19 protein-coding genes, 1 tRNA gene and 1 pseudogene are annotated in these 25,919 nt (G+C 75.9%); 15 read left to right on the top strand and 6 right to left on the bottom strand.

Annotated elements, in window-relative coordinates:
* Positions 1-13 precede the first annotated feature (13 nt).
* A complete protein-coding gene (locus tag CCE01nite_RS16520; RefSeq protein ID WP_425322231.1) occupies positions 14-679 on the top strand; it encodes a response regulator in 666 nt (221 codons plus the stop codon).
* Positions 680-685: 6 nt separating this feature from the next.
* Here the strand turns inward: CCE01nite_RS16520 and CCE01nite_RS16515 are convergent, their stop codons facing one another.
* The 5 genes from CCE01nite_RS16515 to CCE01nite_RS16495 are packed head-to-tail and all read right to left on the bottom strand — an operon-like array spanning position 686 to position 8,812.
* Positions 686-2,413: a GAF domain-containing sensor histidine kinase gene (locus CCE01nite_RS16515; protein ID WP_052104497.1), complete on the bottom strand. Its 1,728-nt coding sequence runs from the start codon at positions 2,411-2,413 to the stop codon at positions 686-688.
* Positions 2,410-4,446, bottom strand: coding sequence for an amino acid ABC transporter ATP-binding/permease protein (locus tag CCE01nite_RS16510; RefSeq protein WP_141372707.1), 2,037 nt, complete (start codon positions 4,444-4,446; stop codon positions 2,410-2,412). Before CCE01nite_RS16510 ends, CCE01nite_RS16515 begins: the two co-directional genes overlap by 4 nt.
* A complete protein-coding gene (gene cydD, locus CCE01nite_RS16505) occupies positions 4,443-6,161 on the bottom strand; it encodes a thiol reductant ABC exporter subunit CydD (protein ID WP_141372706.1) in 1,719 nt (572 codons plus the stop codon). Before cydD ends, CCE01nite_RS16510 begins: the two co-directional genes overlap by 4 nt.
* Positions 6,162-6,174: 13 nt before the next feature.
* Positions 6,175-7,305: a cytochrome d ubiquinol oxidase subunit II gene (cydB, locus tag CCE01nite_RS16500; protein ID WP_141372705.1), complete on the bottom strand. Its 1,131-nt coding sequence runs from the start codon at positions 7,303-7,305 to the stop codon at positions 6,175-6,177.
* A gap of 19 nt (positions 7,306-7,324) precedes the next feature.
* Positions 7,325-8,812 carry a cytochrome ubiquinol oxidase subunit I gene (locus CCE01nite_RS16495; RefSeq protein WP_141372704.1) on the bottom strand — a complete coding sequence of 496 codons (1,488 nt, stop codon included), beginning with the start codon at positions 8,810-8,812 and terminating at the stop codon, positions 7,325-7,327.
* Between the two features lie 469 nt (positions 8,813-9,281).
* Between CCE01nite_RS16495 and CCE01nite_RS16490 the strand changes: the two genes are divergently transcribed.
* A complete protein-coding gene (locus CCE01nite_RS16490) occupies positions 9,282-12,881 on the top strand; it encodes a ribonuclease E/G (RefSeq protein WP_218026489.1) in 3,600 nt (1,199 codons plus the stop codon).
* A gap of 31 nt (positions 12,882-12,912) precedes the next feature.
* On the opposite strand, the gene CCE01nite_RS16485 is transcribed toward CCE01nite_RS16490, so the two are convergent.
* On the bottom strand, positions 12,913-14,175 hold the full coding sequence (locus CCE01nite_RS16485; RefSeq protein WP_052104527.1) for an acyl-CoA thioesterase/bile acid-CoA:amino acid N-acyltransferase family protein: 1,263 nt from the start codon (positions 14,173-14,175) through the stop codon (positions 12,913-12,915).
* Positions 14,176-14,380: 205 nt separating this feature from the next.
* Here CCE01nite_RS16485 and rplU point away from each other — a divergent pair, with 205 nt between their 5' ends.
* The 13 genes and pseudogenes from rplU to CCE01nite_RS22535 all read left to right on the top strand — a co-directional run.
* The gene (rplU, locus tag CCE01nite_RS16480) at positions 14,381-14,692 is read left to right on the top strand and encodes a 50S ribosomal protein L21 (protein WP_211254616.1); all 312 of its coding nucleotides are present in this window, start codon (positions 14,381-14,383) and stop codon (positions 14,690-14,692) included.
* 63 nt (positions 14,693-14,755) lie between these two features.
* Positions 14,756-15,010 (top strand): 50S ribosomal protein L27, encoded by a 255-nt coding sequence (gene rpmA, locus CCE01nite_RS16475; RefSeq protein WP_034635467.1) that lies wholly within the window; start codon positions 14,756-14,758, stop codon positions 15,008-15,010.
* Between the two features lie 130 nt (positions 15,011-15,140).
* The gene (obgE, locus tag CCE01nite_RS16470) at positions 15,141-16,655 is read left to right on the top strand and encodes a GTPase ObgE (RefSeq protein ID WP_034635470.1); all 1,515 of its coding nucleotides are present in this window, start codon (positions 15,141-15,143) and stop codon (positions 16,653-16,655) included.
* A 19-nt stretch (positions 16,656-16,674) separates the two neighbouring features.
* Positions 16,675-17,847, top strand: a complete 1,173-nt coding sequence (proB, locus tag CCE01nite_RS16465) for a glutamate 5-kinase (RefSeq protein ID WP_034635472.1) — start codon at positions 16,675-16,677, stop codon at positions 17,845-17,847.
* A 331-nt stretch (positions 17,848-18,178) separates the two neighbouring features.
* Positions 18,179-18,736 carry a GNAT family N-acetyltransferase gene (locus CCE01nite_RS16460; protein WP_141372702.1) on the top strand — a complete coding sequence of 186 codons (558 nt, stop codon included), beginning with the start codon at positions 18,179-18,181 and terminating at the stop codon, positions 18,734-18,736.
* Between the two features lie 181 nt (positions 18,737-18,917).
* Positions 18,918-20,285 carry a glutamate-5-semialdehyde dehydrogenase gene (locus CCE01nite_RS16455; protein WP_141372701.1) on the top strand — a complete coding sequence of 456 codons (1,368 nt, stop codon included), beginning with the start codon at positions 18,918-18,920 and terminating at the stop codon, positions 20,283-20,285.
* Positions 20,286-20,345: 60 nt separating this feature from the next.
* Positions 20,346-20,498 carry a hypothetical protein gene (locus CCE01nite_RS21440; protein ID WP_170223982.1) on the top strand — a complete coding sequence of 51 codons (153 nt, stop codon included), beginning with the start codon at positions 20,346-20,348 and terminating at the stop codon, positions 20,496-20,498.
* A 53-nt stretch (positions 20,499-20,551) separates the two neighbouring features.
* Positions 20,552-21,154, top strand: coding sequence for a nicotinate-nucleotide adenylyltransferase (gene nadD / locus CCE01nite_RS16450; RefSeq protein WP_141372700.1), 603 nt, complete (start codon positions 20,552-20,554; stop codon positions 21,152-21,154).
* A 694-nt stretch (positions 21,155-21,848) separates the two neighbouring features.
* Positions 21,849-22,469, top strand: coding sequence for a hypothetical protein (locus CCE01nite_RS16445; RefSeq protein WP_141372699.1), 621 nt, complete (start codon positions 21,849-21,851; stop codon positions 22,467-22,469).
* Positions 22,470-22,477: 8 nt separating this feature from the next.
* Complete coding sequence (gene rsfS, locus CCE01nite_RS16440; RefSeq protein WP_141372698.1) at positions 22,478-22,864, top strand: ribosome silencing factor; 387 nt, start codon at positions 22,478-22,480, stop codon at positions 22,862-22,864.
* Positions 22,861-23,535, top strand: coding sequence for a histidine phosphatase family protein (locus tag CCE01nite_RS16435; protein ID WP_141372697.1), 675 nt, complete (start codon positions 22,861-22,863; stop codon positions 23,533-23,535). The genes rsfS and CCE01nite_RS16435 overlap by 4 nt, the downstream gene beginning before the upstream one ends.
* 80 nt (positions 23,536-23,615) lie before the next feature.
* A tRNA-Ala gene (locus tag CCE01nite_RS16430) sits at positions 23,616-23,688 on the top strand.
* Between the two features lie 221 nt (positions 23,689-23,909).
* Positions 23,910-24,422 (top strand): annotated as a pseudogene (locus CCE01nite_RS22535) (ATP-binding protein); the annotation flags it as partial.
* Positions 24,423-25,919 lie beyond the last annotated feature (1,497 nt).

Genomic DNA, 25,919 nt, shown 5'->3' with positions numbered 1-25,919 from the left:
CACGGTGCCCCCCATGACACCGCCCGCCGCGAACGACCGCCCGATCAGCGTCATGATCGTCGACGACCACGAGGTGGTGCGGCGCGGCATCGCGGAGGTCGTCGAACGGGCCGAGGGCATGACCGTGATCGCCGAGGCGGGCTCCGTCGCCGACGGCGTGCGGCGCGCCGGGCTCGTGCGCCCGCAGATCCTGCTCGTCGACCTCCAGCTGCCCGACGGCACCGGGATCGACCTCATGACGCAGGTCCGCGCGACGCAGCCCGACGTCAAGGCGGTCGTCCTGACGTCGTTCGACGACGACGACGCGCTCGCCGCCGCGCTCGAGGCCGGGGCGTCCGCGTACCTGCTCAAGAGCGTGCGCGGCGCCGAGATCACCGAGGTCATCAAGGCCGTCGCGTCGGGCCGCACGCTGCTCGACGAGCGCACCGTGACGCGCCGCCGCGCCGGGCACGAGGACCCGACCGAGAACCTCACGCCGAGCGAGCTCAAGGTGCTCGACCTCATCGGCGAGGGCATGTCGAACCGGGAGATCGCCGAGCGCCTCGGGGTCGCCGAGAAGACCGTCAAGAACCACATCACGTCGCTGCTCGCGAAGATGGGCCTCCAGCGGCGCACCCAGGTCGCGGCGTGGGTCGCCGCGCGCAAGCACAGCGGGTGGCGCGCCGAGACGGGGCACTGACCCCGCTCAGCCGAGCGGCGCCTCCCACGACAGCAGCGCCCCGCGGCCGTCGGGCGTCGCGCCGAGGCTGAACGTGCCGCCGTGCTGGCTGGCGCGCGCCGCGAGGTTGCCCGTGCCGGACCGCCGGTCGCTGCGGCCCGAGAGGCCCGCGCCGTCGTCCTGGACCTCGACGAGCACCCGGCCCGTGGGCCCCGAGCCCCGGACCGAGACGCGCACCGACACCGACGACGCCTGCGCGTGGCGGGCGGCGTTCGCGAGCCCCTCCCGCACCACGGCTACGACGTCGTCCGTGAGATCGGGGCCGATGCGGGCGTCGAGCTGGTCGGCCTCGATGTAGTCGCCGTCGGGCACCACGGTGCCGTCGAGCGAGACGACGAACGACGGCGCGAACCCCAGCCCGGTGCGCGCGAGCGACGCCTCCCGGCGCAGGCGCTCGACGAGCCCGGTCGCCGCGTCGGGGTCGCGCAGCGCGTAGACGATCTGCCGGATCTGGCGGACCGAGCCGTCGACGTTGTCGAGCGCGTCCTCGACGATGCCCATGAGCTCGCTCGGGTCGACGCCGCGAGCGGCCCGGCGACGGACTGTCTCGAGCTGCATGCCGGTCGCGAAGAGCTGCTGGATCGCGAGGTCGTGCAGGTCGCGGGCGATGCGCTCGCGCTCGTCGAGCAGCGCCGCGACGTCCTGCGCGTGCCGGGCCTCGGCGAGCACGAACGCGAGCGCGGCCTGCGCGGCGAACGACTCCGCGGTGACGAGGTCGCTCGGCTCGAACGGCGCGCTGCCGATGCGGCGGAGCACGATGAGCACGCCGACCCCGCGCCCGGACGTCTGCAGGGGTGCGAACAGCGCCGGCCCGAACGCACGCATGGGCGCGACCCGGACGACGCGGGAGGCCGAGAGCGACTCGACGAGCAGCCCGCGACCCTCGTCCATCACGGACCACGAGCGCCCGTCGCGCGGCATCACCGCGCCGATGAGGCTCTCGGCCGCGTGCCCGTCCGCGAGCTCGACGACCAGCTCGCCGCCGACGCCGGGGAGCGCGAGCGCCGCGGTGTCGGCCCCCGAGACCTCGCGGGCGGTCGCCGCGATGTGCTCGAGCGCCTCCTCCTCGTCGACGCCCGAGAGCAGCATCGTCGTGATGTCCTGCCCGGCGCGCAGCCAGTGCTCGCGGCGCGCGGCGTCGGCGTAGAGCTGGGCGTTCGCGACCGCGATGCCCGCGGCGGCGGCGAGCGCGACGACGACGTCGGCGTCCGCGCGCGTGAAGCCGCCGTCCTTCTCGGACAGGTAGAGGTAGCCGTAGACCTGCTCGCGCACGCGCACGGCCGCCCCGAGGAACGAGCCCATCGGCGGGTGGTTCGGCGGGAAGCCGCGGAACGCGGGGTGCTGCGTGAGGTCCTCGAGCAGCAGGACGCCGTGCGCCGGGATCCGGCCGAGCACGCCGATCGAGTGCGGCGGGTTGCTCATCATCTCGGCGATCGACGTCGGCATCCCGGACTGCACGAACGTCGTCGACGCCCCACGGGCGTCGAGCACGTTGATCGCGCCGTACCGCGCGTTCGTGAGCTCCGTGCTGACCTTGACGAAGCGCTCCATGACCCCGCGCAGGTCCAGCCCGCTCGCGACCGAGAGCACCGCGTTGAGCAGGTCGGTCAGGCCGTCGCCGGTGACGACGTCGCTGTCCTGCCCGGTGGCCGGCGGCCGGCTCGGGCGGGTCGGTCGCGTCACCGCGTCGGTCATGGGTCCTCCCGGTCCTCGTGCTGCTCACGTGCCTGCGCCTCACGGTAGCCCGCGTCGCTCGCGAGGAGCTGCGCGTGCGTACCGCGGGCCGCGACCCGGCCGTCGCGCAGCACGAGGACCTCGTCGGCGGCGTCGAGCGCGGACAGCCGGTGTGTCACGACGACGACGCCGCGCGCGGGCGGGCCCGCGGGGGAGCCGGGGCGGGCGGGGGAGCCGGGGGCGGCGGGGGAGCCTGGGCCGGCGGCGAGCGGGTCCGTGCCGGTGGTCAGCAGGTCGCGCACGAGCCGGTCCGCGGTCGCGGTGTCGAGGTGCTCGGCGGGCTCGTCGACGAGCAGGAGCGGCGCACGCGAGAGCAGCGCCCGGGCGAGCAGGAGCCGCCGGCGCTCGCCGCCCGAGACGTTGCGCCCGTCGGCGCCGAGCGGCGTCGCGAGGCCGTCCGGCAGGCCCGCGAGCCAGGCGGTGAGCCCGGCGCGGTCGAGCGCGGCGCGGGCCTCGTCGTCGGTCACGTCGCCGCGTGCGACGCGGAGGTTCTCGAGGACCGTCGTCTCGAACAGGTGCGCGTCCTCGGTCGTGAGCACGACGCGCGAGGTCACCTCGGGGCGTGGCAGGGCGCCCGGCGGGAGCCCGCCGAGCGTGAGGCTCCCGCCACGCGCCGGGAGCAGGCCCGCGAGCGTGAGCAGCAGCGTCGTCTTGCCCGTCCCGCTCGGGCCGACGACCGCGACCGACCGGCCGGGGCGCACGTCGAGGTCGAGGCCGCGCACGACGGGCTCGCGGCCGGGCCAGCCGCACGCGAGGTCGCGGGCGGCGAGCGTGGCGGACGACGCGGGCTGCTGCGTCGCTCCGGACGGACCCGCGTCCGCAGCAGCCGCGGAGGCGACGGCCGCCGGCTCGGGCGGGCAGGCGGAGGACGGCGCGAGCTCGGCGTCCGATGCCGGCGTGCTCCGCCTCAGGGGGTCGGGTGCGTCCCCGGGCACCGCCGCGCCGACGGGCACCGGCCGGTCGCGCCCCATCTCGTCGGACGCCGTCCCGTCCGGCGCCGTCCCGTCCGACGTCGCCTCGTCGAGCAGCGCCAGCACGCGCGCCGCGGCCGCGCGCGAGCGCTGCACCTGGATGGCGGCGGCGGGCAGCACGGCGGTGGCCTCGAACGCCGCAAGCGGGGTCAGCACGAGCACCGCGAGCTCGACCGGGGCGATCATGCCGGCGGTGAGCGCCGGCACGCCGAGCACGAGCGCCGCGAGGACGGCGAGGCCGACCGCGAGCTGCCCGAGCGCCGCGGACAGCGCGGCGGGCCGCGCCCCGGCGTCGACCGCGCGCGCGAGGGCCGCGTCGGCGGAGCGCAGGGCGTCGAGCTCGCGCGGGAGGAGGCCGGCGACCGTGACGGGCCCGGGTGCGTCGAGCACGCCGAGCGACACGCTCGCGACCGCCGCGCGTGCCTCGATGGCCCGCGCCTCGCTCGTCCGGGCCGCGCGGGCGGCGAGCGCGGGCGACACGACGCCCGCCAGCACGAGGCACACCGCGAGCGCGAGGCCCGCGGCGGGCAGGAACAGCGCCATCGCGACCGCGGTCCCGACGCCGAGCACGGCGGCGACCGCGGCGGGCAGCAGGCCGCGCACGACCGCGTCGCCCACGGTGTCGACGTCCGCGCCGACCCGGGCGAGCAGGTCGCCGCGCCGCAGGGCGAGCGCGGCGCCGACCCGCCCCGTCGCGACCCGTTCGTAGAGCGTCGTGCGCAGCGTCGCCATGCCGCGCAGCGCGACGTCGTGCGAGGTCAGGCGCTCGACGTAGCGGAACGTGCCGCGCCCGATCCCGAACGCGCGCACGGCGACGGTCGCGACGGACAGCTCGAGCACGGGCGGCATCTGGGACGCGCGGGCGATGAGCCACGCCGCGACGGCGGCGAGCGCGACCGCCGAGCCGAGGCTGAGCACGCCGAGAGCCACGGCGAGCGCGACGCGGGTGCGGTCGACGTCGAGCAGCGCGAGCGCGCGGCGCAGGGGGTCGCCGGCGGACCAGGGACGGGTGGGGGCGCTCACGCGACGACCTCCGGGCGCGCCGCGGACGGGCCGGCGCCGGGGGAGAGCCCGGCGGGGAGCTCGGCGGGCCGGACCGCGACGACCTCGTCGGCGACCGCGACGAGCGACGCCCGGTGCGCGACGAGGACGACGGTGCGCCCGGCCTCGCGCAGGGCGGCGACGGCGTCGAGCACGACCTGCTCACCCGCGGCGTCGAGGTGCGCGGTCGGCTCGTCGAGCACGACGAGCGGAGCCGTGCCGAGCAGCGCGCGCGTGAGGGCCGCGCGCTGGCGCTGCCCGACGCTCAGGCCGTCGCCGCCCCGCCCGACCGGCGTGGCCCAGCCGAGCGGCGCCGCGGCGACGACCGCGTCGAGCCCGGTCAGCGCGGCGGCGGCGTCACGGCGCCCGGGCGTGACGTCCGCACCGCCGGTCACGACGTCGGCGAGCGTGCCGGGCTCGAGGAGCGGGCGCTGGGGGAGCCAGGTGAGCTGCGCCCAGAAGGTGGTGGGGTCCACGTCGGCGAGCGCGGTCGCCGTGCCGTCCGGGGCGACGAGCTCGACCGTGCCGTGGTCGGGCCGCACGAGGCCGAGCAGCACGTCCACGGCGGTCGTCTTGCCGCTCCCGCTCGGGCCGGTCAGGGCGACGACCCGACCGGGGCGCACGTCGAGGTCGAGCCCCGCGGGTGCCAGCACGTCGCGGCCGGGCGCCCGCACCCCGACGCCGCGCAGCCGCAGCGACGCGGTGCGCAGGTCCGGCGCGGGCCGCGTGCCGCGTGCGGGCAGCGGCGTCTCGAGCACCGCGAACACCTGCTCGGCGGCCGCGACGCCGTCGGTGGAGGCGTGGAACTGGGCGCCGACCTGGCGCAGCGGCAGGTACACCTCGGGCGCGAGCACCAGCACCGCGAGCCCCGTGACGAGGTCGAGCTCGCCGTAGACGAGCCGGAGCCCGATCCCGACGGCCACGAGCGCGACCGAGAGCGTCGTCAGCAGCTCGAGCACCATGCCGGACAGGAACGCGACCCGCAGCGTGCCCATCGTCGCGCGCCGGTGCGCGTCGCCGAGCTCGCGCACGCGCGCGACCGGCCCGAGCTCGCGCCCGAACGCCCGCAGCGTCGCGAGGCCGGCGAGGAGGTCGAGCACCTGCGACCCGAGCCGCTGCATCACGCGAAGCCCGCGCTCCGAGCGGCCCTGGGTCAGGCGGCCGACGAGCACCATGAAGAGCGGGACGAGCGGGATCGTGCCCGCGACGATCGCCGCCGAGACCCAGTCGAGCCCCAGGATCACGACGAGGGTCGCGGGCGTGACCGTGGCCGCGAGCACGAGCTGCGGCAGGTACCGCACGAAGTACGGCTCGAGCGCGTCGATCCCGCGCGTCGCGAGCGTCACGACGCGGGACCCGTCGCCCTCGACGGTCCAGCGCGGACCGAGCAGCGCGGACCGCTCGACGAGCTGCGCCCGCAGGTCGCCGATCACCCGGGTCGCCGCCCGGTGCGCGAACCGCTCCTGGACGCCGGCCACCAGCGCGCGCACCGCGACCACGGCGGCGATCCACACGACCTGCGGCCCGATCTCGGCGAGCGTCGCGCCGTCGTGCACCGCCGCGGCGAGCGCGTGCGCGAGGAGCAGGGCCTGCGCCACGACGAGCGCCGCGACGACGGTCCCGAGCACGACCGTCAGGGCGATGTAGCTCCGCGCGGCGCGCGCGTGCCGGAGCAGCCGGGGGTCGAGCGGCTTCACGCCGGGCAGCGTCTCACGACGCGGTCGGGCGGTCGGTCGCGTCGCTGCCGGCATCGCTCCCGGCGGCGATGCCCGCGCCGCCGTCGCCAGGGCGGCGGGTCCCGACGCCCGCCGCAGCGGGTGCGCGGCGCGCGAACGTGAGGCCGACGCTCGCCGGGATCTGCTCGGCCGAGACCCGCTTCCGGAACACCCAGTACGTCCAGCCCTGGTAGAGCAGCACGAGCGGCGTGAGCGCCACCGCGACCCACGTCATGACCGTCAGCGTGTAGTCGGTCGAGGACGCGTTCGTCACGGTGAGGGAGTGCGCGGGGTCGAACGCCGGCATCACGTCGGGGAACAGCGACCCGAAGATCAGCACGACGGCCGCGACGATCGTGACGGCCGAGGCGACGAACGCCCAGCCCTCGCGCCGGTCCCGCGTCGCCCGGACGAGGACGAGCAGCGCGGCCGCGGCCAGCCCGACGGCGCCCCACGTCCACGCGACGGAGTACGCGAGCTGCGCCCACACGGCCCAGGCCGCGGTGACCGCGAGCGTCACCGGCGCGATATGCGCGGCCAGCGCACCGGCGCGCTCCCGCACGTCACCGGCCGACTTGAGCGCGAGGAACACCGCGCCGTGCGTGAGGAACAGCAGCGCCGTGACCGCCCCGCCGAGCAGCGCGAACGGGTTCAGCAGGGCGACGAACCCGCCGACGTACTGGTGGTCGGCGTCGAGCTCGACGCCGCGCACGATGTTCGCGAACGCGACGCCCCACAGCACCGCGGGGACCCACGAGCCGACGGTCAGCGCGAGGTCGGCGCGCGCCCGCCACCGGTCGTCGTCGATCTTGCCGCGCCACTCGAACGCCACGACGCGGATGATCAGCGCGAGCAGGATGAGCAGGAGCGGCAGGTAGAAGCCCGAGAACAGCGTCGCGTACCACTCGGGGAACGCCGCGAACGTCGCACCGCCGGCGGTGAGCAGCCACACCTCGTTGCCGTCCCAGACCGGGCCGATCGTGTTGATCATGACGCGGCGGTCGGTGTTGTTCCTGCGTCCCAGGACGGGCAGCAGCATGCCGACGCCGAAGTCGAAGCCCTCGAGGACGAGGTAGCCGGTCCACAGGACGGCGATGAGCAGGAACCAGACGGTCGTGAGCTCCATGTCTTTGCGGTCTCCTGCCTCAGTACGCGAAGGACAGCGGGCGGTCGGCCGCGGAGTCCGGGTCGTCGGGGTCGTCGGTGCGCGCCTCGGGGCTCGGGTCGTGCTCGGAGTCCGCGACGCCCTCGACCGCGAACCGGTGCATGAGCTTGAACCAGATCACCGCGAGGACGCCGTAGAGCAGCGTGAACGCCGCCATCGACGTGATCACCATGGCCGGGCTGACGACCGTCGAGACGCCGCGCGCGGTCAGCAGCCACACGCCGTCGACGCCGCTCGGGTTCGGGTTCGGGACCACGACCCACGGCTGGCGACCCATCTCGGTGAAGATCCAGCCGAACGCCGACGCGAGGAACGGCGTCGGGATCGCGGCGAGCGCGATGCGGGCGAGCCACGGGTTGTCGCTGACCCGTCCGCGGCGCGTGAACCACAGCACCGCCACCGCGAGCAGCGCGGACCCGGCGGCCATGCCGATCATGAGCCGGAAGCTCCAGTACGTGACCGCGAGGTTCGGCGTGTAGTCGACGCCGGCGCCGTACTTCTCCTCGTACTGCGCCTGCAGGTCGTGCACGCCGTCGAGGGGCGCGTCGAACTCGCCCGTCGCGAGGAACGCGGTCATCCCCGGGATCTCGATGAGGTGGCTCACGCCGTCGCAGTCGTTGGCGAGGTCGCCGATCGCGAGGATCGAGAACGCGGCGCCGTCGGTGCTCTCGCACAGGGCCTCGGCCGCGGCCATCTTCATGGGCTGCTGGACGAACATGAGCTTCGCCTGCCAGTCGCCCGTGACCCCGAGGCCGACGCCGGCGACGAGCATCGTGATCGTGCCGAGCACGACGGCCGGGCGGTAGACGGTGCGCGCGAGGTCGACGTCGCCGCGGCGCACGGTCCGGACCATCCACCAGGCGCCGATCCCCGCGACGAACGTGCCGGCGGTCAGCAGCGCGGCGGTGATGGTGTGCGGGAACGCGGCGAGCACCGTCGGGTTGGTCAGCACCGCGACGATGTCGACCATCTCCGCGCGGCCGGTCTCGGTGTTGAGGATCGCGCCGACCGGGTGCTGCATCCACGAGTTCGCCGCGAGGATGAAGAACGCGGACAGGTTCGTGGCGAGCGCGACGGCCCAGATGCACGCGAGGTGGATCTTCTTGGGCAGCTTGTCCCACCCGAAGATCCACAGCCCGAGGAAGGTCGACTCGACGAAGAACGCGGCGAGCGCCTCCATCGCGAGCGGCGCCCCGAACACGTCGCCGACGAAGCGGGAGTACTCGCTCCAGTTCATCCCGAACTGGAACTCCTGGACGATGCCGGTCGCGACGCCGATCGCGAAGTTGATCAGGAAGAGCTTCCCGAAGAACTTCGTGAGCCGGAGCCACTTCTCGTCGCCCGTCCGCACCCAGAACGTCTGCATGAGCGCGACGAGCGGGGAGAGCCCGATCGTGAGCGGGACGAAGATGAAGTGGTAGACGGTCGTGACACCGAACTGCCAGCGGGCCAGGTCGAGGGCTTCCACGCGGGGTCTCCGTCGGGTCGAGCGGCGGCGGGTGCGCGCCCTGTGGCGAGTGCGCGCACCGGTCCGGCGGTGAGCCCAGGACCGCCTACGACGCTAGGTCGGTGCCGCGTGGGGCCGTGGGACCAAGGTCCCGCTTGCTGACACGACGTCGTCACACCCGACCGTGTCGCTGAGGGCCTCCGACGGTGCCTGTGCGATACTGAACGCGGTTCCGGGGCGCCCACACCGCCCCGACTCCGTGACCGTGCTCGCCGCACCAGCGCATCGCGCTCGCCAGGCGCCGCCGGCTTTCCGCCGGGCCCCGCAACGGGACCCGCTCGACGAGCAGGCAGGGCGATGGCGCCGACCGCCTGTGCAGCCAGCCGCGACCGACGACTTCCGTCGCAGCGCACCGCGCGAGCGACGACTGACCGCCCGCGGGCGCCGAGGTGTGTGGACGGCACCCGTCGGGCACACAGGAGCACCCCGCGTGACCTTCGACACCGCAGGAACCCCCAGCAACGACGCCCCGCTCGACGCACCGAGCCGCGAGGACGCGGCCGTCGCGGAGGGGGCGACGCCCGCCAAGAAGCCCGCACGTCGTCGCGCGACCCGCAAGGTCGCCGCACCGCCCGACCCGTCCGCACCGCAGGCCGCCCCCGAGGCGTCCGGCGCACCGAGCGCCCCGGCTGGCCCCGAGGGCGCCGCCGCGCCCGCCGCGGACGTGTCGAGCCCCGCCGCCCCGGTGACGGCCGAGCCGGCCGCAGCGCCCGTCGCGGGGACGACCGCCCCCGAGCCCGCACCGGCGGCGCCCGCGCGTCGCTCCCGCCGCGTGACCCGCACGGTCGTCCTGCCCGACCCGGCCGCCGCGGGCACGTCCGAGCAGCCGGCGGCCTCGGCCCCTGCCGCCGCGACGCCCGCCGCGTCCGCTCCGGTCGAGCCCGCCCCCGTCGAGCCGGCTCCGGTCGTCGATGCTCCCGCCGCCGCCGCGCCGGCCCCCGTGGCCGACGCGCCGGCCACGGACGCCGAGCCCGCCGCAGCCCCGAAGAAGCGCGCACCGCGGCGCAGCCGCAAGTCCGCCGAGGCGCCCGTCGAGGTCGCGCCCGTCGTCGAGCCCGCCGCCGAGGAGGAGGACGAGGAGGCTGCCGCCGAGGCCGCCGCCACCGAGTCCGCCGCGACCGCCACCACCCCGCCGCCCGCCGCGCCGCCCGCGCTCGACGTGCTCGCCGAGCTCGCAGGCACCGTCGCCGCCAAGCCGCCCGCCGAGCCGCGCACCGGCTCGCCGCGCCTGGCCACGACCGCCCTGCTCTTCCAGGCCCCGGACCCGGACGCCCGCCCGCGCCGCCGCCGCGCGCAGTCGCCCGCCGGGACGCCGCAGGCCATCTCCGAGGCCGCCGCCGCGCTGCACACCGAGGAGCCCGCCGCCGAGGTCGAGGCCCCGGTCGCGGAGAAGCCGGCCGCGGAGAAGCCCGCCGCGACGCGTCCGTCGCGCCGCCGCGGTCGCCGTGGTGCCGCTGCCGACGCCGCGGCGGAGGCCCCCGTCGAGGAGCCGACCGTGCTGCTCGCGGGTGCGCCCGACCTCGTGGTGGACCTCGAGGAGCTCGTCGAGGCCGAGCCGGAGGCCGTGCAGGACGAGGACGCCGAGGATCAGCGCGCCGCCGACGGCGACGACGCCGACGAGCAGGGGCCGCGCCGCCGCCGCCGTCGCGGGGGTCGGGGTCGCCGTGGCCGCAGCGCCGAGGACGAGGACGCCGCCGACGACGAGGACGCCCCGCGCGCCGCGGAGCCGGACGCCGAGCCCGAGGCCGAGGGCGACGCGGAGGACACCGACACCGACACCGACGCGGACGCGGACACCGACGAGCAGGGCGGGTCGAGCCGTCGTCGCCGTCGTCGCCGCAGCCGCAGCGGGCGCGGGGAGGGCACCGAGCCCGAGGTCGCCGCGCCGAGCCGCAGCCGTGCCACGCGGGCGCCGAGCGACGAGGTCACCGCGCTGCGCGGGTCCACGCGCCTCGAGGCCAAGCGCCAGCGCCGTCGCGAGGGCCGCGACGCGGGTCGCCGCCGCCAGATCATCACGGAGTCGGAGTTCCTGGCCCGGCGCGAGTCGGTCGAGCGGACGATGGTCGTGCGCGAGCGCGACGGCCGCACGCAGATCGCCGTGCTCGAGGACGGCGTGCTCGTCGAGCACTACGTCTCCCGCCAGGCGCAGCTGTCGATGGCCGGCAACGTCTACCTCGGCCGCGTGCAGAACGTGCTGCCGAGCATGGAGGCGGCGTTCGTCGACGTCGGCAAGGGCCGCAACGCGGTGCTGTACGCCGGCGAGGTCAACTGGGACGCCGCCGGGCTCGAGGGTGGCCAGCCGCGCCGCATCGAGCAGGCGCTCAAGTCGGGCGACTCGGTGCTCGTGCAGGTCACCAAGGACCCGATCGGCCACAAGGGCGCGCGCCTGACGTCGCAGATCACGCTCGCGGGCCGGTACCTCGTGTACGTGCCCGGTGGCGGGATGACCGGCATCAGCCGCAAGCTCCCCGACGTCGAGCGCAACCGCCTGAAGAAGATCCTGCGCGAGATCGTCCCCGAGTCGGCCGGTGTCATCGTGCGCACCGCCGCCGAGGGCGCGAGCGAGGACGAGCTGCGCGCCGACATCGCGCGCCTGCAGGGCCAGTGGGAGTCGATCTCGAAGAAGGCGAAGACCGCGTCGGCGCCCGTGCTGCTGCAGGGTGAGCCGGACCTCGCGATCCGCGTCGTGCGCGACATCTTCAACGACGACTTCAGCTCGCTCGTCGTGCAGGGTGACGAGGCGTGGTCGACGATCTCCGGCTACATCGGCGACCTCGCCCCGGACCTCGCGAGCAAGGTCTCGCGGTGGACCGCGCAGGGCGACGTCTTCGCCGCGCACCGGGTCGACGAGCAGCTCGCCAAGGGCATGGACCGCAAGGTCTGGCTGCCGTCGGGCGGCTCGCTCGTGATCGACCGCACCGAGGCCATGACGGTCGTCGACGTCAACACCGGCAAGTTCACGGGCTCGGGCGGCACCCTCGAGGAGACGGTGACGCGCAACAACCTCGAGGCGGCCGAGGAGATCGTGCGCCAGCTCCGCCTGCGCGACATCGGCGGCATCATCGTCATCGACTTCATCGACATGGTGCTCGAGCTCAACCGTGACCTCGTGCTGCGCCGGCTCGTCGAGTGCCTCGGGCGCGACCGCACGAAGCACCAGGTCGCCGAGGTCACGTCGCTCGGGCTCGTGCAGATGACGCGCAAGCGCGTCGGGCAGGGGCTCGTCGAGGCGTTCAGCGAGACGTGCGAGCACTGCAACGGGCGTGGCTTCATCGTGCACGCCGACCCGATCGAGCGGTCGTCGCGCTCCGAGGCCGGTGCCCCGCAGCACCAGCACCAGCCGCAGCAGGCTCCCGCGCCCGCCGAGGCCGACGCCAAGCGCTCGCGCCGCAAGCGCGGGGGCAAGGACGCCGGCCCCGCCGGGTCGGCCCTGCCGGCCGTGCCCGTGCTGCCCGAGGCCCGCGAGGCGGTCAAGGCCACGCTCGCGACGATCGCCGCCGCGGCGGCGCACGCCCACGAGCACGCGCACGACCACGACGACGCACCCGCCGCCGGCACGCCCGTCGCCGGGGGAGCCGTGCGGGTCGCGGACGCGCCGGTCGACCTCGCGGACGCCGCACCGACGGACACGGCCACGGACGCCGGGGATGCGCCGAACACCGGGGACGCCCTCGGTGCCCGCTCGTCGGAGGACGGTGCCACGTTTCGCGACGCCGAGGGGGACGCTCCTGAGCCGGCTGCGCCGGGCGCTGCCGGGGACGGAGAGCCCGGGGACGTCGACCTCGACGCCGAGGCGTCGGTGGGCGAGACGCTCGAGCTGACCCCGGTCGACCCGAGCACGTTCGACGTGCCGGACGACGCGGACGACGACGCCGACGACGACGACGCCGACGACGACGAGCAGGGCGACGCCGGGCAGGACGCGGCGGAGCTCGTCGGGTCCGAGCCGGGCGACCACGCCGCACCCGAGGCGGCCGACGCCCCGGAGGCGACCGACCGCCCCGACGCCGAGCAGCCCGCCGAGCGCTGACCGCTCCCGACGCCCTCCGGCGGACCGTGCCTCAGCGCACGGACCGCCGGAGGGCGTCGTCGAGCGCGGCCGAGAACGCGACCCGTGCGCGATGCGTCGCCTGCGCGGTCGCGGGGTCGTCGAGCCCCCTCGGGATCATCGGCGAGGCCGAGACGAAGTGGTCGGCGTCCGGCTCGTACACGAGCTCGTGGTCGCCCGGGCGCAGGTCGTCGAGCCGCGTCGAGGCGTGCACCGCGTAGGTGCACGACGGCCACAGTGCGTCCTGGCCTCCGCACGCGAGCACGACGGGCCCGCGGATGTCCTCGACGGGGACGAGCGGCGACCCCTCGGGCACGTCGCCGGGCGGGTAGTCGGACACGAAGCCGACGCGCAGGTTCTCGAGCGGTACGCCGCCGAGCGCCCACGCGGGGCCGCAGTCGTCCGGGCTGCACATGAGCGCGTGCGCCCCCACGGGTGCAATCGCCCCGTGCACGAGGTCGGGACGGTGCGCGGCGAGCCACAGCGCCATCTCGCCGCCGCGCGACGTGCCGTAGGTCAGGATCCGCTCGGGGTCGACGCCGGGCTGCACGCGGAGCCAGTCGAGCGCGCGCAGGAACGTCTCGACGGGCACCTCGTCCAGCGTCGCCGGCTGCCCCGGGCTCGCGAAGTACGAGATCGCCAGCGCGGGGTACCCCCGGTACGCCGTGAGCGCGGCGTCCTCCTCCGCGGCGTCGATCCCGCCCTCCGACCCGCCGAAGACCAGGACGGCGGGCACGGGCTTCGCGGGGTCGGGCGTCCAGGCGGTCGGCACGGCCCAGCGCCCGACCATCCCGTCCTGTTCGACGGGCTCGACGCGGACCTGGGAGAGCGCGTCCTCGCGGTGCAGGTCCGCGGACGCGACGACGACGCCGTCCACGTGCGCGGTCAGGCGCACGGTGTGCTCCCGGGCGAACCACGCGTCGGTCCGGGCGGCGTCGTCCGCGGGGTCGACGGGGGCGAGCGTCCAGAACAACCCGGTGCCGTCCGGCTCGTCGAAGGGCGCGTCCCGCGGTGTGGCCGTGTCGAGGTCGACGCGTCCCCGGTCGTCGGCCGTGTAGGTGGCGCTCGAGCGCCAGGTGAGGTCGGACCGCACCTCTGCGCGCACCTGGACGTCCTCGCCGGGCGGCAGGCCGGTCAGGGTCACGTGCACCGGGTCGAGGAACCGGTCGGGCGACCCCTCGACGAGGATCGCCGGCTCGTCGCCGGGCGTGCACCCGGCGAGCACGAGCCCGGCGAGGGCGACGACAGCTGCTCCGACGGCCGTGCTGCGGTGCACCGCGCCCCCCTCATTTGACCCTGCCAGATGCGTTCCGTACTCTTGAACGTCGGCGCGTTTGTTACGCGCCGGTTGTGCGTGCACCAGGTACCGAGAGCATCCCGCAGCGTGCTGCGGGAGCGCCGGCCGTGTGAAGCGGCTCCACCGTACCGAGCACGCCCCCGACTTGTGTGACTGAGTTCGACGAGCAGAGATGAGCAGCAACGTGGTGTACGCGATCGTGAAGGCTGGCGGCCGCCAGGAGAAGGTCGCCGTCGGCGACGTCGTCGTCGTCGACCGTCTCGCCGCGCAGGCCGGCTCGACCGTGGAGCTCACGGCGCTGCTGCTCGTGGACGGGGACAAGGTCACGACCGACGCCCAGGACCTCGCCAAGGTGAAGGTCACGGCGGAGGTCGTGCGGGCCGAGAAGGGCCCGAAGATCGACATCCTCAAGTACAAGAACAAGACCGGCTACCGCAAGCGCCAGGGTCACCGTCAGCAGCTGACCCGCCTCAAGGTCACCGGCATCGACAACTGAGTGCGCGCCGCGGCCCCGTCGGCCGCGACTCCTCCCGTCTCTGAGCACGAAAGCAGGTTCGTCATGGCACACAAGAAGGGCGCGAGCTCCTCGCGCAACGGTCGCGACTCCAACGCGCAGCGTCTCGGCGTCAAGCGCTTCGGCGGTCAGGTCGTCAAGGCCGGCGAGATCATCGTCCGCCAGCGCGGCACGCACTTCCACCCCGGCATCAACGTCGGGCGCGGCGGTGACGACACCCTGTTCGCGCTCGCGCCGGGTGCCGTGACGTTCGGCACGCGTCGGGGCCGCAAGGTCATCGACATCGTGACGGCGGCCTGAGCCACCACAGCACGTTCGTCGGAGGGGCGCACCGAGGCGGTGCGCCCCTTCGTCGTGTCAGGATCGACCCACCGGGATCCTCCGCGGTGGTCATGCACGGGGCCCGACCGGCTCCGGGAAGAGGTGTCCGATGGCGACGTTCGTCGACCGTGTCGTGCTGCACGCCACCGGCGGTGACGGTGGGCACGGCTGCGTCTCCATCCGCCGCGAGAAGTTCAAGCCCCTGGCCGGCCCCGACGGCGGCAACGGGGGTCACGGGGGCAGCATCATCCTCGAGGTCGACCCGCAGGTCACGACGCTGCTCGAGTACCACCACTCGCCCCACAAGCACGCGCCCTCGGGCGGCCAGGGCATGGGCAACTACCGCCAGGGCTTCACGGGCGAGGACCTCGTGCTCGGCGTGCCCGACGGCACCGTCGTGAAGTCCCCGAGCGGCGAGGTCCTCGCCGACCTCGTCGGGACCGGCGCCCGGTACGTCGTCGCGGCCGGCGGCCACGGCGGTCTCGGCAACTCCGCGATCGCGTCGCCCAAGCGCAAGGCGCCCGGCTTCGCGCTGCTCGGCGAGCCCGGCGACACCCAGGACGTCGTGCTCGAGCTCAAGACGATCGCCGACGTCGCGCTCATCGGGTACCCCAGCGCGGGCAAGTCGAGCCTCGTCGCCGCGATGTCGGCGGCCCGGCCCAAGATCGCGGACTACCCCTTCACGACCCTGGTCCCGAACCTCGGCGTCGTGCAGGCCGGCTCGTCGCGCTACACCGTCGCGGACGTGCCCGGGCTCATCCCCGGCGCGAGCGAGGGCAAGGGCCTCGGCCTGGAGTTCCTGCGGCACATCGAGCGGTGCGCGGTGCTCGTGCACGTGCTGGACTGCGCGACCCTCGAGCCCGGCCGCGACCCGCTGAGCGACCTCGACGTGATCGAGCACGAGCTCGCGGCGTACGGGGGCGACATCGGCATCGAGGGCGGCCGCGTTCCGCTCATGGAGCGCCTGCGCATGGTCGTGCTCAACAAGATCGATGTCCCCGAGGCCCGCGAGCTGGCCGACCTGGTCAAGCCCGACCTCGGGGCGCGCGGTCTGCAGGTCTTCGAGATCTCCGCGGTCAGCCACGAGGGCCTGCGCCCGCTGACGTTCGCACTCGCGGACCTCGTCGAGCAGGCGCGCCGCGAGGCGCCCCAGCCGGAGCCGACGCGCGTCGTCCTGCGCCCGAGGGCGGTCGACGAGTCCGGGTTCACGGTCACGAAGCGCACCGATGGCCCGCACGACTACTTCCAGATCCGCGGCGTCAAGCCCGAGCGGTGGGTGCGCCAGACGGACTTCACGAACGACGAGGCCGTCGGCTACCTCGCGGACCGCCTCGCGCGCCTGGGGGTCGAGGAGAAGCTCTTCGCCGCGGGTGCCGTCGCGGGTGCCGAGGTCGTCATCGGCGACGGGCCGAAGGCGGTCGTCTTCGACTGGGAGCCGACGCTGCTGACCGGCTCGGAGCTGCTCGCGGGCCCGCGCGGGACCGACCTGCGCATCGAGGAGCGCTCCCGCCCGACGCGCGGGGAGAAGCGCGTCGAGTACAAGGAGCGCATGGACGCCAAGGCGGAGGCGCGCGCCGAGCTGTGGACCGAGCGCGAGGCCGGGGTCTGGACCGACGAGTCCTGAGGGTGGCCGTACGGGCACAATGCGTCCCGTGAGTGCCGCCTCCCCCCTCCTGCACCGCCGCGAGCTGCCCGACGCCGCGCGGGTCGTCGTCAAGGTCGGCTCGTCCTCGCTCACGACGCCCGACGGGCACCTCGACCCCGCGCGCGTGCGTGCGCTCGCCGAGGTGCTCGCCGACCGGCACGCCGCCGGCGGTCAGGTCGTGCTCGTCTCGTCGGGTGCCATCGCCGCCGGGATCGGCCCGCTCGGGCTCTCGGCGCGCCCGCGCGACCTCGCGACGCAGCAGGCCGCCGCGTCGGTGGGGCAGGGGCTGCTCGTCGCGCAGTACGCGCAGGCGTTCGCGGACCGGGGGATCCGCGTCGGGCAGGTGCTGCTCACCGCCGACGACACCGTGCGGCGCGGCCACTACCGCAACGCCCAGCGCGCGCTCGAGCGGCTGCTCGACCTGGGCGTCGTCCCGATCGTCAACGAGAACGACACGGTCGCCACGGACGAGATCCGGTTCGGCGACAACGACCGGCTCGCCGCGCTCGTCTCGCACCTCGTGCGGGCGCACGCGCTCGTGCTGCTCACCGACGTGGACGGCCTGCACACCGGCCCGCCGACCCGGCCCGGCTCGGTGCGGATCCCGGAGGTCCGGGGCGAGCACGACGTCGCCGGCGTCGACGTCACCACGCGGGGGAGCGCCGTGGGCACGGGCGGCATGGTGACCAAGCTCGAGTCGGTCTCGATCGCCGCGGGCTCGGGCATCCCCGTCGTCCTGGCGTCGGCCGCGAACGCGCGTGCGGCGCTCGCCGGCGAGGACGTCGGGACGTGGTTCGCCGCGACCGGGCGCCGGGCGTCCACGCGGCTGCTGTGGCTCGCGCACGCGGCCCGCACGCGTGGGCGGCTCGTGCTCGACGACGGCGCCGTGCGGGCGGTCGTCGAGCGCCGCACGTCCTTGCTGCCGGCCGGGGTCACCGCGGTCGAGGGCGACTTCGAGGCGGGCGACCCGGTCGCGCTGACCGCCCCCGACGGCACGGTCGTGGCCCGCGGGCTCGCGGCGTACTCGTCGCAGGAGGTCCCGGGGCTGCTCGGGCGCACGACGTCGGACCTGCGCGCCGAGCTCGGCCCGGGGTACGACCGCGCCGTCGTGCACCGCGACGACCTCGTGCTCGTCAAGCGGCGCGCGTCCGCGGTCCCGCGACCGCGCTGAGCGTGCCGAGGCGTCTCCGCCCGGGCGTGCGGCCGTCGCCGAGAGGGCCGCGCCGGGCCTGCGGTCTCGCGATGCGGGCGGCCCCTGCCCGACATGTTGACCCCGGCGCGGCCCGCGGCCTAGGTTCGGCGGCGGTCGCGTACGGTCCCGGCCGCCTCGAGACGCCGGGGTGCGGGCCGCGCCGACGCAGCGCTGCACCTGCCCGCCCGTCGCGGGCACGTCGTCGAGGGGGACACATGAGCACGGATCGCACGCGCGCGCCCGAGCAGCACCCGCAGGCGCCGACGAGCGGCCCGCGCCGCTCGGTCTCCGCGCCGACGCAGGCGCGGCGATGATGGCCGACCCGGTGCACGCCCCGTTCCCCGACCACGCCCCGTCGGTCCTGCGCGACGAGCTGCGCACCCGGATCGCCGCGTGGGGGCACCCGCACGCCGCCGAGCTGCGCGAGCGCCTCGCCGCCGAGCTGCGCCACCGCACGGCGCCCGCCGCGGGCGGCCCCGGCCAGCGCCGCGCGCGGCCCGACGCCGCCGACCCCTCGTCGGTCCTGCTCACGGTCCTCGTCTACGACGGCCAGGACGCCGTCGCCACGGCGTCCCTCCAGGAGCGCGACGGCCGCTACGAGGTGACCCGGCTGTACGTCGTCCCCGAGCGGCGCCGCCGCGGGCTCGCGCGGCGCGTGCTGGCCGAGCTCGACGAGTTCGCGCGCGCCGCGGGCGTCGCCGAGATCGTGATGGGCGTCCCCGACGAGCTGCACGAGCTGCGGGCACTGTGCGCTCGGGACGGCTGGGTCGAGGTCGCACCGTTCGGCGCGCACGAGGGCGAGTGCTACGCGAGCCCGGTCGACACCTCGCGGGTCGGGGCGTCGCTCGCGCGGGCCGGGATCGTCTGACGGCCGACGGTCGGCGACTCCCGCGTGACGGCTGACGGCTGACTCGTGACGGCTGGCGGCTGACGGCTGCAGCGTCAGGGCCGACGCCTGCCGCCTGCCGGCGGACCTCCGGCCGGGCCGGGCACCGTCCGGCCTGCGGGAGGCCTCCGTCGACCCGCGCCTCCCGGGCTACCCTGGCCGGATGACCACCTCGCTCGAGACGACGTCGGCCGCTGCGCCCGGAGCGGCCTCCCTCGCTGCCCCGCAGCCGTCCGCCGCGGCCCCGGCGGGCACCGCGCCCGGGCCCGACGTCACCGAGGCCGTCCTCGACGTCGCGCGCCGCGCCAAGGTCGCCTCGCGCGCGCTCGCGACCGCGACGCGGGCCACCAAGGACGCGGCGCTGCTCGCGCTCGCGGACGCGCTCGTCGCGGCCTCCGCCGAGATCGTCGCGGCCAACGCCGAGGACCTCGAGCGCGGGCGTGCGAACGGCACGTCCCCGGGGCTGCTCGACCGGCTCGCGCTCACCGACGAGCGCATCGGCGGGATCGCGAACGCCCTGCGCGAGCTCGCGGCGCTGCCCGACCCGGTCGGCGAGGTCGTGCGCGGCTCGACGCTGCCCAACGGCCTGCGGCTGCGCCAGGTGCGCGTCCCGATGGGCGTCGTCGGCATGATCTACGAGGCCCGTCCCAACGTGACCGTGGACGCCGCCGGGCTCGCGCTCAAGAGCGGCAACGCGGTGATCCTGCGCGGCGGTTCGGCCGCGGCGCGCAGCAACGAGGTGGTCGTCGACGTCCTCGGGCGCGCGCTCGCCGGCGTCGGGCTGCCGGCCGACCTCGTGCAGTCGATCGACGCGCACGGCCGCCCCGGCGCCGTCGCGCTCATGCACGCGCGGGGTCTCGTCGACGTGCTCGTCCCGCGCGGGGGAGCGGACCTCATCCGCACCGTGGTGCGCGAGTCGACCGTGCCCGTCATCGAGACCGGCGTGGGCAACTGCCACGTCTACGTGGACGCGAGCGCCGACCCCGCGACCGCGCTCGCGATCCTGCTGAACTCGAAGACCCAGCGCGTCGGTGTGTGCAACGCCGCCGAGACGCTGCTCGTGCACGCCGACGCGGCGCCCGGCTTCCTGCCCTCCGCGCTCGTCGCGCTCGCGCAGGCCGGCGTCGTCGTGCACGGCGACCACGCGACCGGGGCCCTCGCGCCCGCCGGCGTCGACGTCGTCGCCGCGACCGACGAGGACTGGGCGACCGAGTACCTCTCGCTCGACCTCGCGGTGCGGGTCGTGCCGGACCTCGACGCCGCGCTCGAGCACATCCGCACGTGGACGTCGGGCCACACCGAGGCCATCGTCACGCGGGACCTCGCGGCGTCCGAGCGGTTCGTCGCCGAGCTCGACTCCGCGGCGATCATGGTCAACGCCTCGACCCGGTTCACCGACGGCGGCCAGTTCGGGCTCGGCGCGGAGATCGGCATCTCGACCCAGAAGCTGCACGCGCGCGGCCCGATGGGGCTCGGCGAGCTCACGACGACCAAGTGGGTCGTGCACGGTGACGGGCACGTCCGAGCCTGACGCCCGGCCTGACATGCGACACTGGTCGCTCCGACGAACAGCCTTCTCAGGAGGATCGACGTGCACTCCATTCTGCTGGCCACCCAGGAGTACGCCGAGCACGGCACCGAGCTGACCGTCTCCCCGGTGGTCTTCGGGCTCTCGGCGTTCGGTGGCCTCATCGCGATGCTGCTCGTGACCTACGCGTTCCGGAGCGTCGGCACCCGCCACTGAGCTGCCGCGAGGGACCAGCCAGCCAGCGAGGACGAGAGCGAGGAACCCGACCGATGACCCAGCGACGACTGCGGCTCGGCGTGATGGGTGGCACGTTCGACCCCGTCCACCACGGCCACCTGGTCGCCGCGAGCGAGGTCGCCGCGGAGTTCGAGCTCGACGAGGTCGTGTTCGTGCCGACCGGTCAGCCGACGTTCAAGCAGGACCAGGACGTCACGCCCGCTGAGCACCGCTACCTCATGACCGTCATCGCGACGGCGTCGAACCCCCGCTTCACCGTGAGCCGCGTCGACGTCGACCGCGCGGGGCTCACGTACACCGTCGACACGCTGCGCGACCTGCACGCGGCGCGGCCCGACGCGGAGCTGTTCTTCATCACGGGCGCGGACGCGATCGAGCAGATCCTCAGCTGGAAGGCGCCCGACGAGCTGTTCGAGATGGCGCACTTCGTGGCGGTCAACCGACCGGGACACACGCTGTCCACCGACGGGCTCCCTGCGGACAGGGTCAGCCAGCAGGAGATCCCCGCGCTCGCGATCTCCTCGTCCGACGTCCGCGCACGCGCTCGGGGTGGAGCGCCCGTCTGGTACCTGGTGCCGGACGGGGTCGTCCAGTACATCGCCAAGCACGGTCTGTATCGAGGTAACGATGAGTGAACCCGGAGAGCGTCGCCGCCGCCGCGAGGCCGAGCGGACGACCGACGTCGGTCCCGACGCACAGGGCAGCGGCGGCCCGCCGTCGCGCCGTGCGATGCGCAGCCAGCCCGTGCCGTCGGTCGGGCCCGACGGCAGCGCGGGCGGGGGGCCGTACCAGGTGCCCGGCATGGGTGCCGAGTCGGCCGCGATGCGCTCGCGCCGCACGATCCGCGACACGTCGCTCGAGCCGTCCGGCCCGCGAGCGCCCCAACCGGGCGCAGGCCCGACGCGCGCTCCGGGCGCCCCGGGTGCGGCTCCGCGGGAGTGGGGCAGCGCGCCCGGTGCGCCGGCCGGCCCCACCCGCACGCCGCAGGCTCGCCCCGCGGGTCCGGCCCCGAGCACGGCGCCCCCGGGCTACCCGGCTCCGGGGACCGCTCCGCGCCCGTCGGCGTCCGGCCCCACGGCTCCCGGCCCGGCCCGGCCCGGCCCCGGTCAGCCGGCTCCCGCGCGCGGCACCGGCTGGGCCGGCGCGACCGGCGCTGCCCCGGCGGCGTGGGGGTCCTCCCCGCAGGACCGTCCCGCGACGCAGCGGCCGGCCGGCGCTCCTCCCTCGTACCCCGGCGCCCCGGGGCACCCCGGCGGCGCCGGACCGGCCCGCGCGGCGGCCCCGGCCCCGGCTCCGGCAGCACCGTCGGCCGCTCCCACGCGACCCCCGGTGTGGGGTTCTCCAGGGGCGGCTCCGGCCGGCCCCACGGGCACCCCGGCCGGCGGCCCCGCACCGCAGGCGCCGACCCGGACGAGCGCCGCGACCGCGCCCGCGGCTGCTCCCGCGCCCTGGGGTTCGACGACCGCGCAGCGCGGGCCCTCCTGGGCCGCAGCGGCCGGCGCCGCGCCCGCGGACGCCACGACCGTCGGCGCCCCGCCGGTCCCGACCGGCGCCCCGGCAGCGGCCGGTGCGTGGCCGTCGGGGAGCGCGACCGCCGCCGAGGAGGCGCCCGCAGGCCCGCGCTGGGGCTCGCTCTCGAAGGCCGAGCCCGCCCGTCCCGGTGCGGGGCAGCCCGACTCCCTGCGCCCCGACTCCCTGCGCCCCGACCCGGTGCGGGCGACACGCCCCGTGGACGAGCTCGACGACCTCGACGAGGACGACGACGACGAGGACGACGAGCGCCCGTCGCACCCGTACACCTGGCTCCAGCTGCTCGTGCTCGCCCTGGTCGCGTTCGTGCTCGGCTTCCTGATCGTGCTGCTCGGCAGCCGCGGGAGCGACGACGCGTCCGGCACCCCCCCGATCCCAGCGACGGCCAGCGCCGTCGCCGGCCACACCACCACCACCTGAGGAGACCCGTGCCGGCAACCGAACGCGCCGTCGAGCTCGCCGTCGCGGCAGCCCGCGCCGCTGCCGACCTGAAGGCCGACGAGATCATCGCGCTCGACGTGAGCGAGCAGCTCGTCCTGACCGACGTGTTCCTGATCGCCTCGGGCACCAACGAGCGGCAGGTCGGCTCGATCGTCGACGCCATCGAGGAGTCGCTGCACAAGCTCGGCTCGAAGCCGCTGCGCCGCGAGGGCAAGTCCGAGGGCCGTTGGGTGCTCATCGACTTCGGCGACGTCGTCGTGCACGTGCAGCACGCCGACGACCGCGTGTACTACGCGCTCGAGCGGCTCTGGAAGGACTGCCCCGTCATCCCGCTGCCCGACGACATCCGGGACGGCGACGGGGCGGTGCAGTGAGAGCTGGTCGCCTGCTGCTCTGGCGGCACGGACGCACCGCGCACAACGCCGAGGGCCGGCTCCAGGGTCAGTCCGACATCCCGCTCGACGACGTGGGCCTGTGGCAGGCACGCACGGCCGCGACCGCGCTCCTCACCCGGTACAAGCCCACGAAGATCGTCGTGTCCGACCTCGGGCGTGCCCGGGCGACGGCCGACGCGCTCGCGGAGCAGGCCGGGCTCGACGTGGTCGTGGACCCGCGCGTGCGCGAGCGGTCCTTCGGGGCGTGGGAGGGGCTCACGGCCGCCGAGATCGGCGAGCGCTGGCCCGAGGAGCACGCCGCCTGGGCGGCCGGCGGCGAGCCGACCCGCGCGGGTGGCGAAGCGCGTGCGACCGTCGCGGCCCGCATGGTCGAGGCCGTCAACGAGCACGCCGCCGGGCTCACGGACGGCGACACGCTCGTGGTGGTCTCGCACGGCGCCGCGATCGGCCTCGGCGTCGCCGGGCTGCTCGACCTCCCGGCCGACTGGCGGGGGATCGTCGGCGTGAGCAACGCCCACTGGGCCGAGCTGCGTGCCGCGCGCGGCACGGCCCCCCACACGTGGCGGCTCACGGGGTACAACCTCGGTCCCACGGACGCGTCGTCGGACTGGAACGCCGGGCCCGACCAGGAGGCCCGCGACCCCGATTAGCGTTCCGGGGCAGGTCTCGCCTAGACTTCACGACGCCCGCAAGGGCGGTGACGACTCGCTCCACGGGGTGAGGGTGTCACGGGGCTGTGGCGCAGCTGGTAGCGCACCTGCATGGCATGCAGGGGGTCAGGGGTTCGAGTCCCCTCAGCTCCACTCGAAGTGCTGGTCAGTGGCCACGTCCGGATCCTGAGCACAGGATCCGGACGTGGCCACTGGTCGTTGTACCGACGATGTGAGGGCTGCGCCGTCTCCGGAGAGCACGAGAGGCACGCCACGGCCCGGACGACGACCGACCGGCGGCCGCTCGGGTCACGACCGGCACCACCGCGTCGGCCTCGGCGTATCCCGCGACGGTCCGGCCGATCCTCACCCTCGTGGCCTCCCTCAGCACCGTGCTCGTCCGCGGACCGCAGCACCGCGACCCGCCCGGACCGGTGCCCACCGGGTCCGCGTCCACCGCCACCCCCGCCACCGCCGTCGTCGGGCGTGAGGTTGAGCGCCGCCGCATGGACGCGTTCGCCGACCGGGTGCGGACGCGGCCGGGCCGGCTGGTGCTGGTGGGCGAGGCGGGGATCGGCAAGACGACGCTCTGGGCGTACGGCGTCGAGCGCTGCCGGGCCGCGGGCGCGCGGGTCCTGGTGACGCAGCCGACGGAGGACGACCGGGACAGCCCGGGCCAAGGACTGCTCGACCTCTTCGACCGGCACACCGAGACGTCCGCCCTGGGCGCCGACCTGCCGCTCGTCGAGCGCTCGCGGTGGGTCCTGCGCGAGCTGCGTGCGCTCGCCGCCGTGGGCCCCGTCGTCCTCGCCGTGGACGACCTGCCGTGGCTGGACGACGTCACCGCGCGCACCCTGCGGTTCGCCGTGCGACGCCTCGCGGACGAGCCCGTCGCGCTGCTCGGCACCGCGCGCACGTGGGACGCGGACAACAGGATCGGTCCGAGCCTGGACCGTGACGTCGACCTGCTCGACGTCGTCGCCCTGCCGGCCCTGACCCTGCGGCGGATCGTGGCCGGCGCCGCGCCCACGCTCAGCACCGCGGCGGTGGCCGAGGTGGCCGACCTGGCCCACGGCAACCCCTTCTTCGCCCTCGAGCTCGCGCGTGCCCGCCGGCTCGGTACCCGCCCGGCCGGGGAGGGCTCACCGCTCGCGGCGCTCCGGCGTCGCCTGGCCGGGCTCCCGCCGGACACGCTGCACCTGGTCCGGCTGCTGGCGGTCGCCGGTCCGTCGCCCCTGCGGGTGCTCGCCGCGGCGAGCGGTCCGGTGCGGCTCGACGACGTGCTGCGGCCCGCGCTCGAGGCGGACGTCGTCACGGTGGAGCACGACTTCGTGCTGCGGTTCACCCACGCGCTCGTCGCGACCGCGGTGCTGAGCGGCATGCACGCGCTGGACACGCAGCGGCTGCACGCCGCGCTGGCCGACGCCGTCACGGACCCCGACGCGCGTGCCGTCCACCGGGCGCGTGCGTCGGACGCGGTCGACGCCGTCGTCGCCGCCGAGGTCGAGGCGGCCGCGCTGCGTCTCGCACGGCGCGGCGCACCGCGGCTCGCGGCGGACCTGCTCGGTCACGCCGCGCGCCTCACGCCCCCCGACGACGTCGCCGCCTCGGTCCGCCGGACGCTCGCTCGGATGATGCAGTGCGCCGCCGCGGGCGACCTCCCGACCGCCCTGACGCTCGCGGACGCCCTGCTCGACGACCTCGAGCCGGGGCCGCTGCGCGCGGAGGTGGTCACCTGCCGCGTCGTCCTCGACTTCACCGGCGCGGAGGCGTTCCTCCGCGCCGCGCTCGACGAGGTGCCCGACGACGGCACGTCCGCCCACGCCTGCCTGCGCGTGCGGTTGCGCGGGCTGCTCGGCTGGCTGCTCGCCATCCACCTGGGCCGGGTCGACGAGGGGCTGACGCACGCCCGGGCGGCGCTCGAGGCCGGCCGGGCGCACGGGGACGCGGTCCTGGTGGCGCAGGCGGCGTCCGCCGTCTCGACGGCCTCGCTGCTGCTCGGACGACGGCAGCCGGACCTCGTCGAGGAGGCCGCGGCCGGCGGCCCCGAGGTCGTCCGGTCGCAGCTCGCGCTCTGGCCGCAGGTGCTGCGCGGGCGCGAGCAGCTGTGGGACGGCCACCTCGTGCAGGCACGCACCGCCTTCGACGAGACGTACCGCCGCGCCGTCGGCAACGGTGCCGAGTTCCAGCGCCCGTACCGGCTCGCCGACCTCGCGCAGGCCCTCCTCGCCGCGGGGGACCTCGACGCGGCGGCGCGGGCGGTCGCCGAGGGGGAGGAGGCGGCGCGCGACAGCCGGGACGAGCGGGCGCTGTGCTGGCTCGCCTACCCCGGCGGGCTCGTCGCCGGGTTGCGCGGTGACGTGGCCCCGGCCCTGGCGCACGCC

This window comes from Cellulomonas cellasea (genome assembly GCF_006538745.1).
GTDB classification, from domain to species: Bacteria; Actinomycetota; Actinomycetes; order Actinomycetales; family Cellulomonadaceae; genus Cellulomonas_A; species Cellulomonas_A cellasea.
This window is presented reverse-complemented; position numbering and strand designations above follow the sequence as displayed.

What these genes read in the sequence shown, in the direction of transcription:
- CCE01nite_RS16520 (WP_425322231.1), top strand. Translation starts at nt 14, where the DNA reads ATGACACCGCCCGCCGCGAACGACCGCCCGATCAGCGTCATGATCGTC.
- CCE01nite_RS16515 (WP_052104497.1), bottom strand. Translation starts at nt 2,413, where the DNA reads ATGACCGACGCGGTGACGCGACCGACCCGCCCGAGCCGGCCGCCGGCC.
- cydB (WP_141372705.1), bottom strand. Translation starts at nt 7,305, where the DNA reads ATGGAGCTCACGACCGTCTGGTTCCTGCTCATCGCCGTCCTGTGGACC.
- rpmA (WP_034635467.1), top strand. Translation starts at nt 14,756, where the DNA reads ATGGCACACAAGAAGGGCGCGAGCTCCTCGCGCAACGGTCGCGACTCC.
- obgE (WP_034635470.1), top strand. Translation starts at nt 15,141, where the DNA reads ATGGCGACGTTCGTCGACCGTGTCGTGCTGCACGCCACCGGCGGTGAC.
- proB (WP_034635472.1), top strand. Translation starts at nt 16,675, where the DNA reads ATGCGTCCCGTGAGTGCCGCCTCCCCCCTCCTGCACCGCCGCGAGCTG.
- CCE01nite_RS16460 (WP_141372702.1), top strand. Translation starts at nt 18,179, where the DNA reads ATGATGGCCGACCCGGTGCACGCCCCGTTCCCCGACCACGCCCCGTCG.
- CCE01nite_RS16455 (WP_141372701.1), top strand. Translation starts at nt 18,918, where the DNA reads ATGACCACCTCGCTCGAGACGACGTCGGCCGCTGCGCCCGGAGCGGCC.
- nadD (WP_141372700.1), top strand. Translation starts at nt 20,552, where the DNA reads ATGACCCAGCGACGACTGCGGCTCGGCGTGATGGGTGGCACGTTCGAC.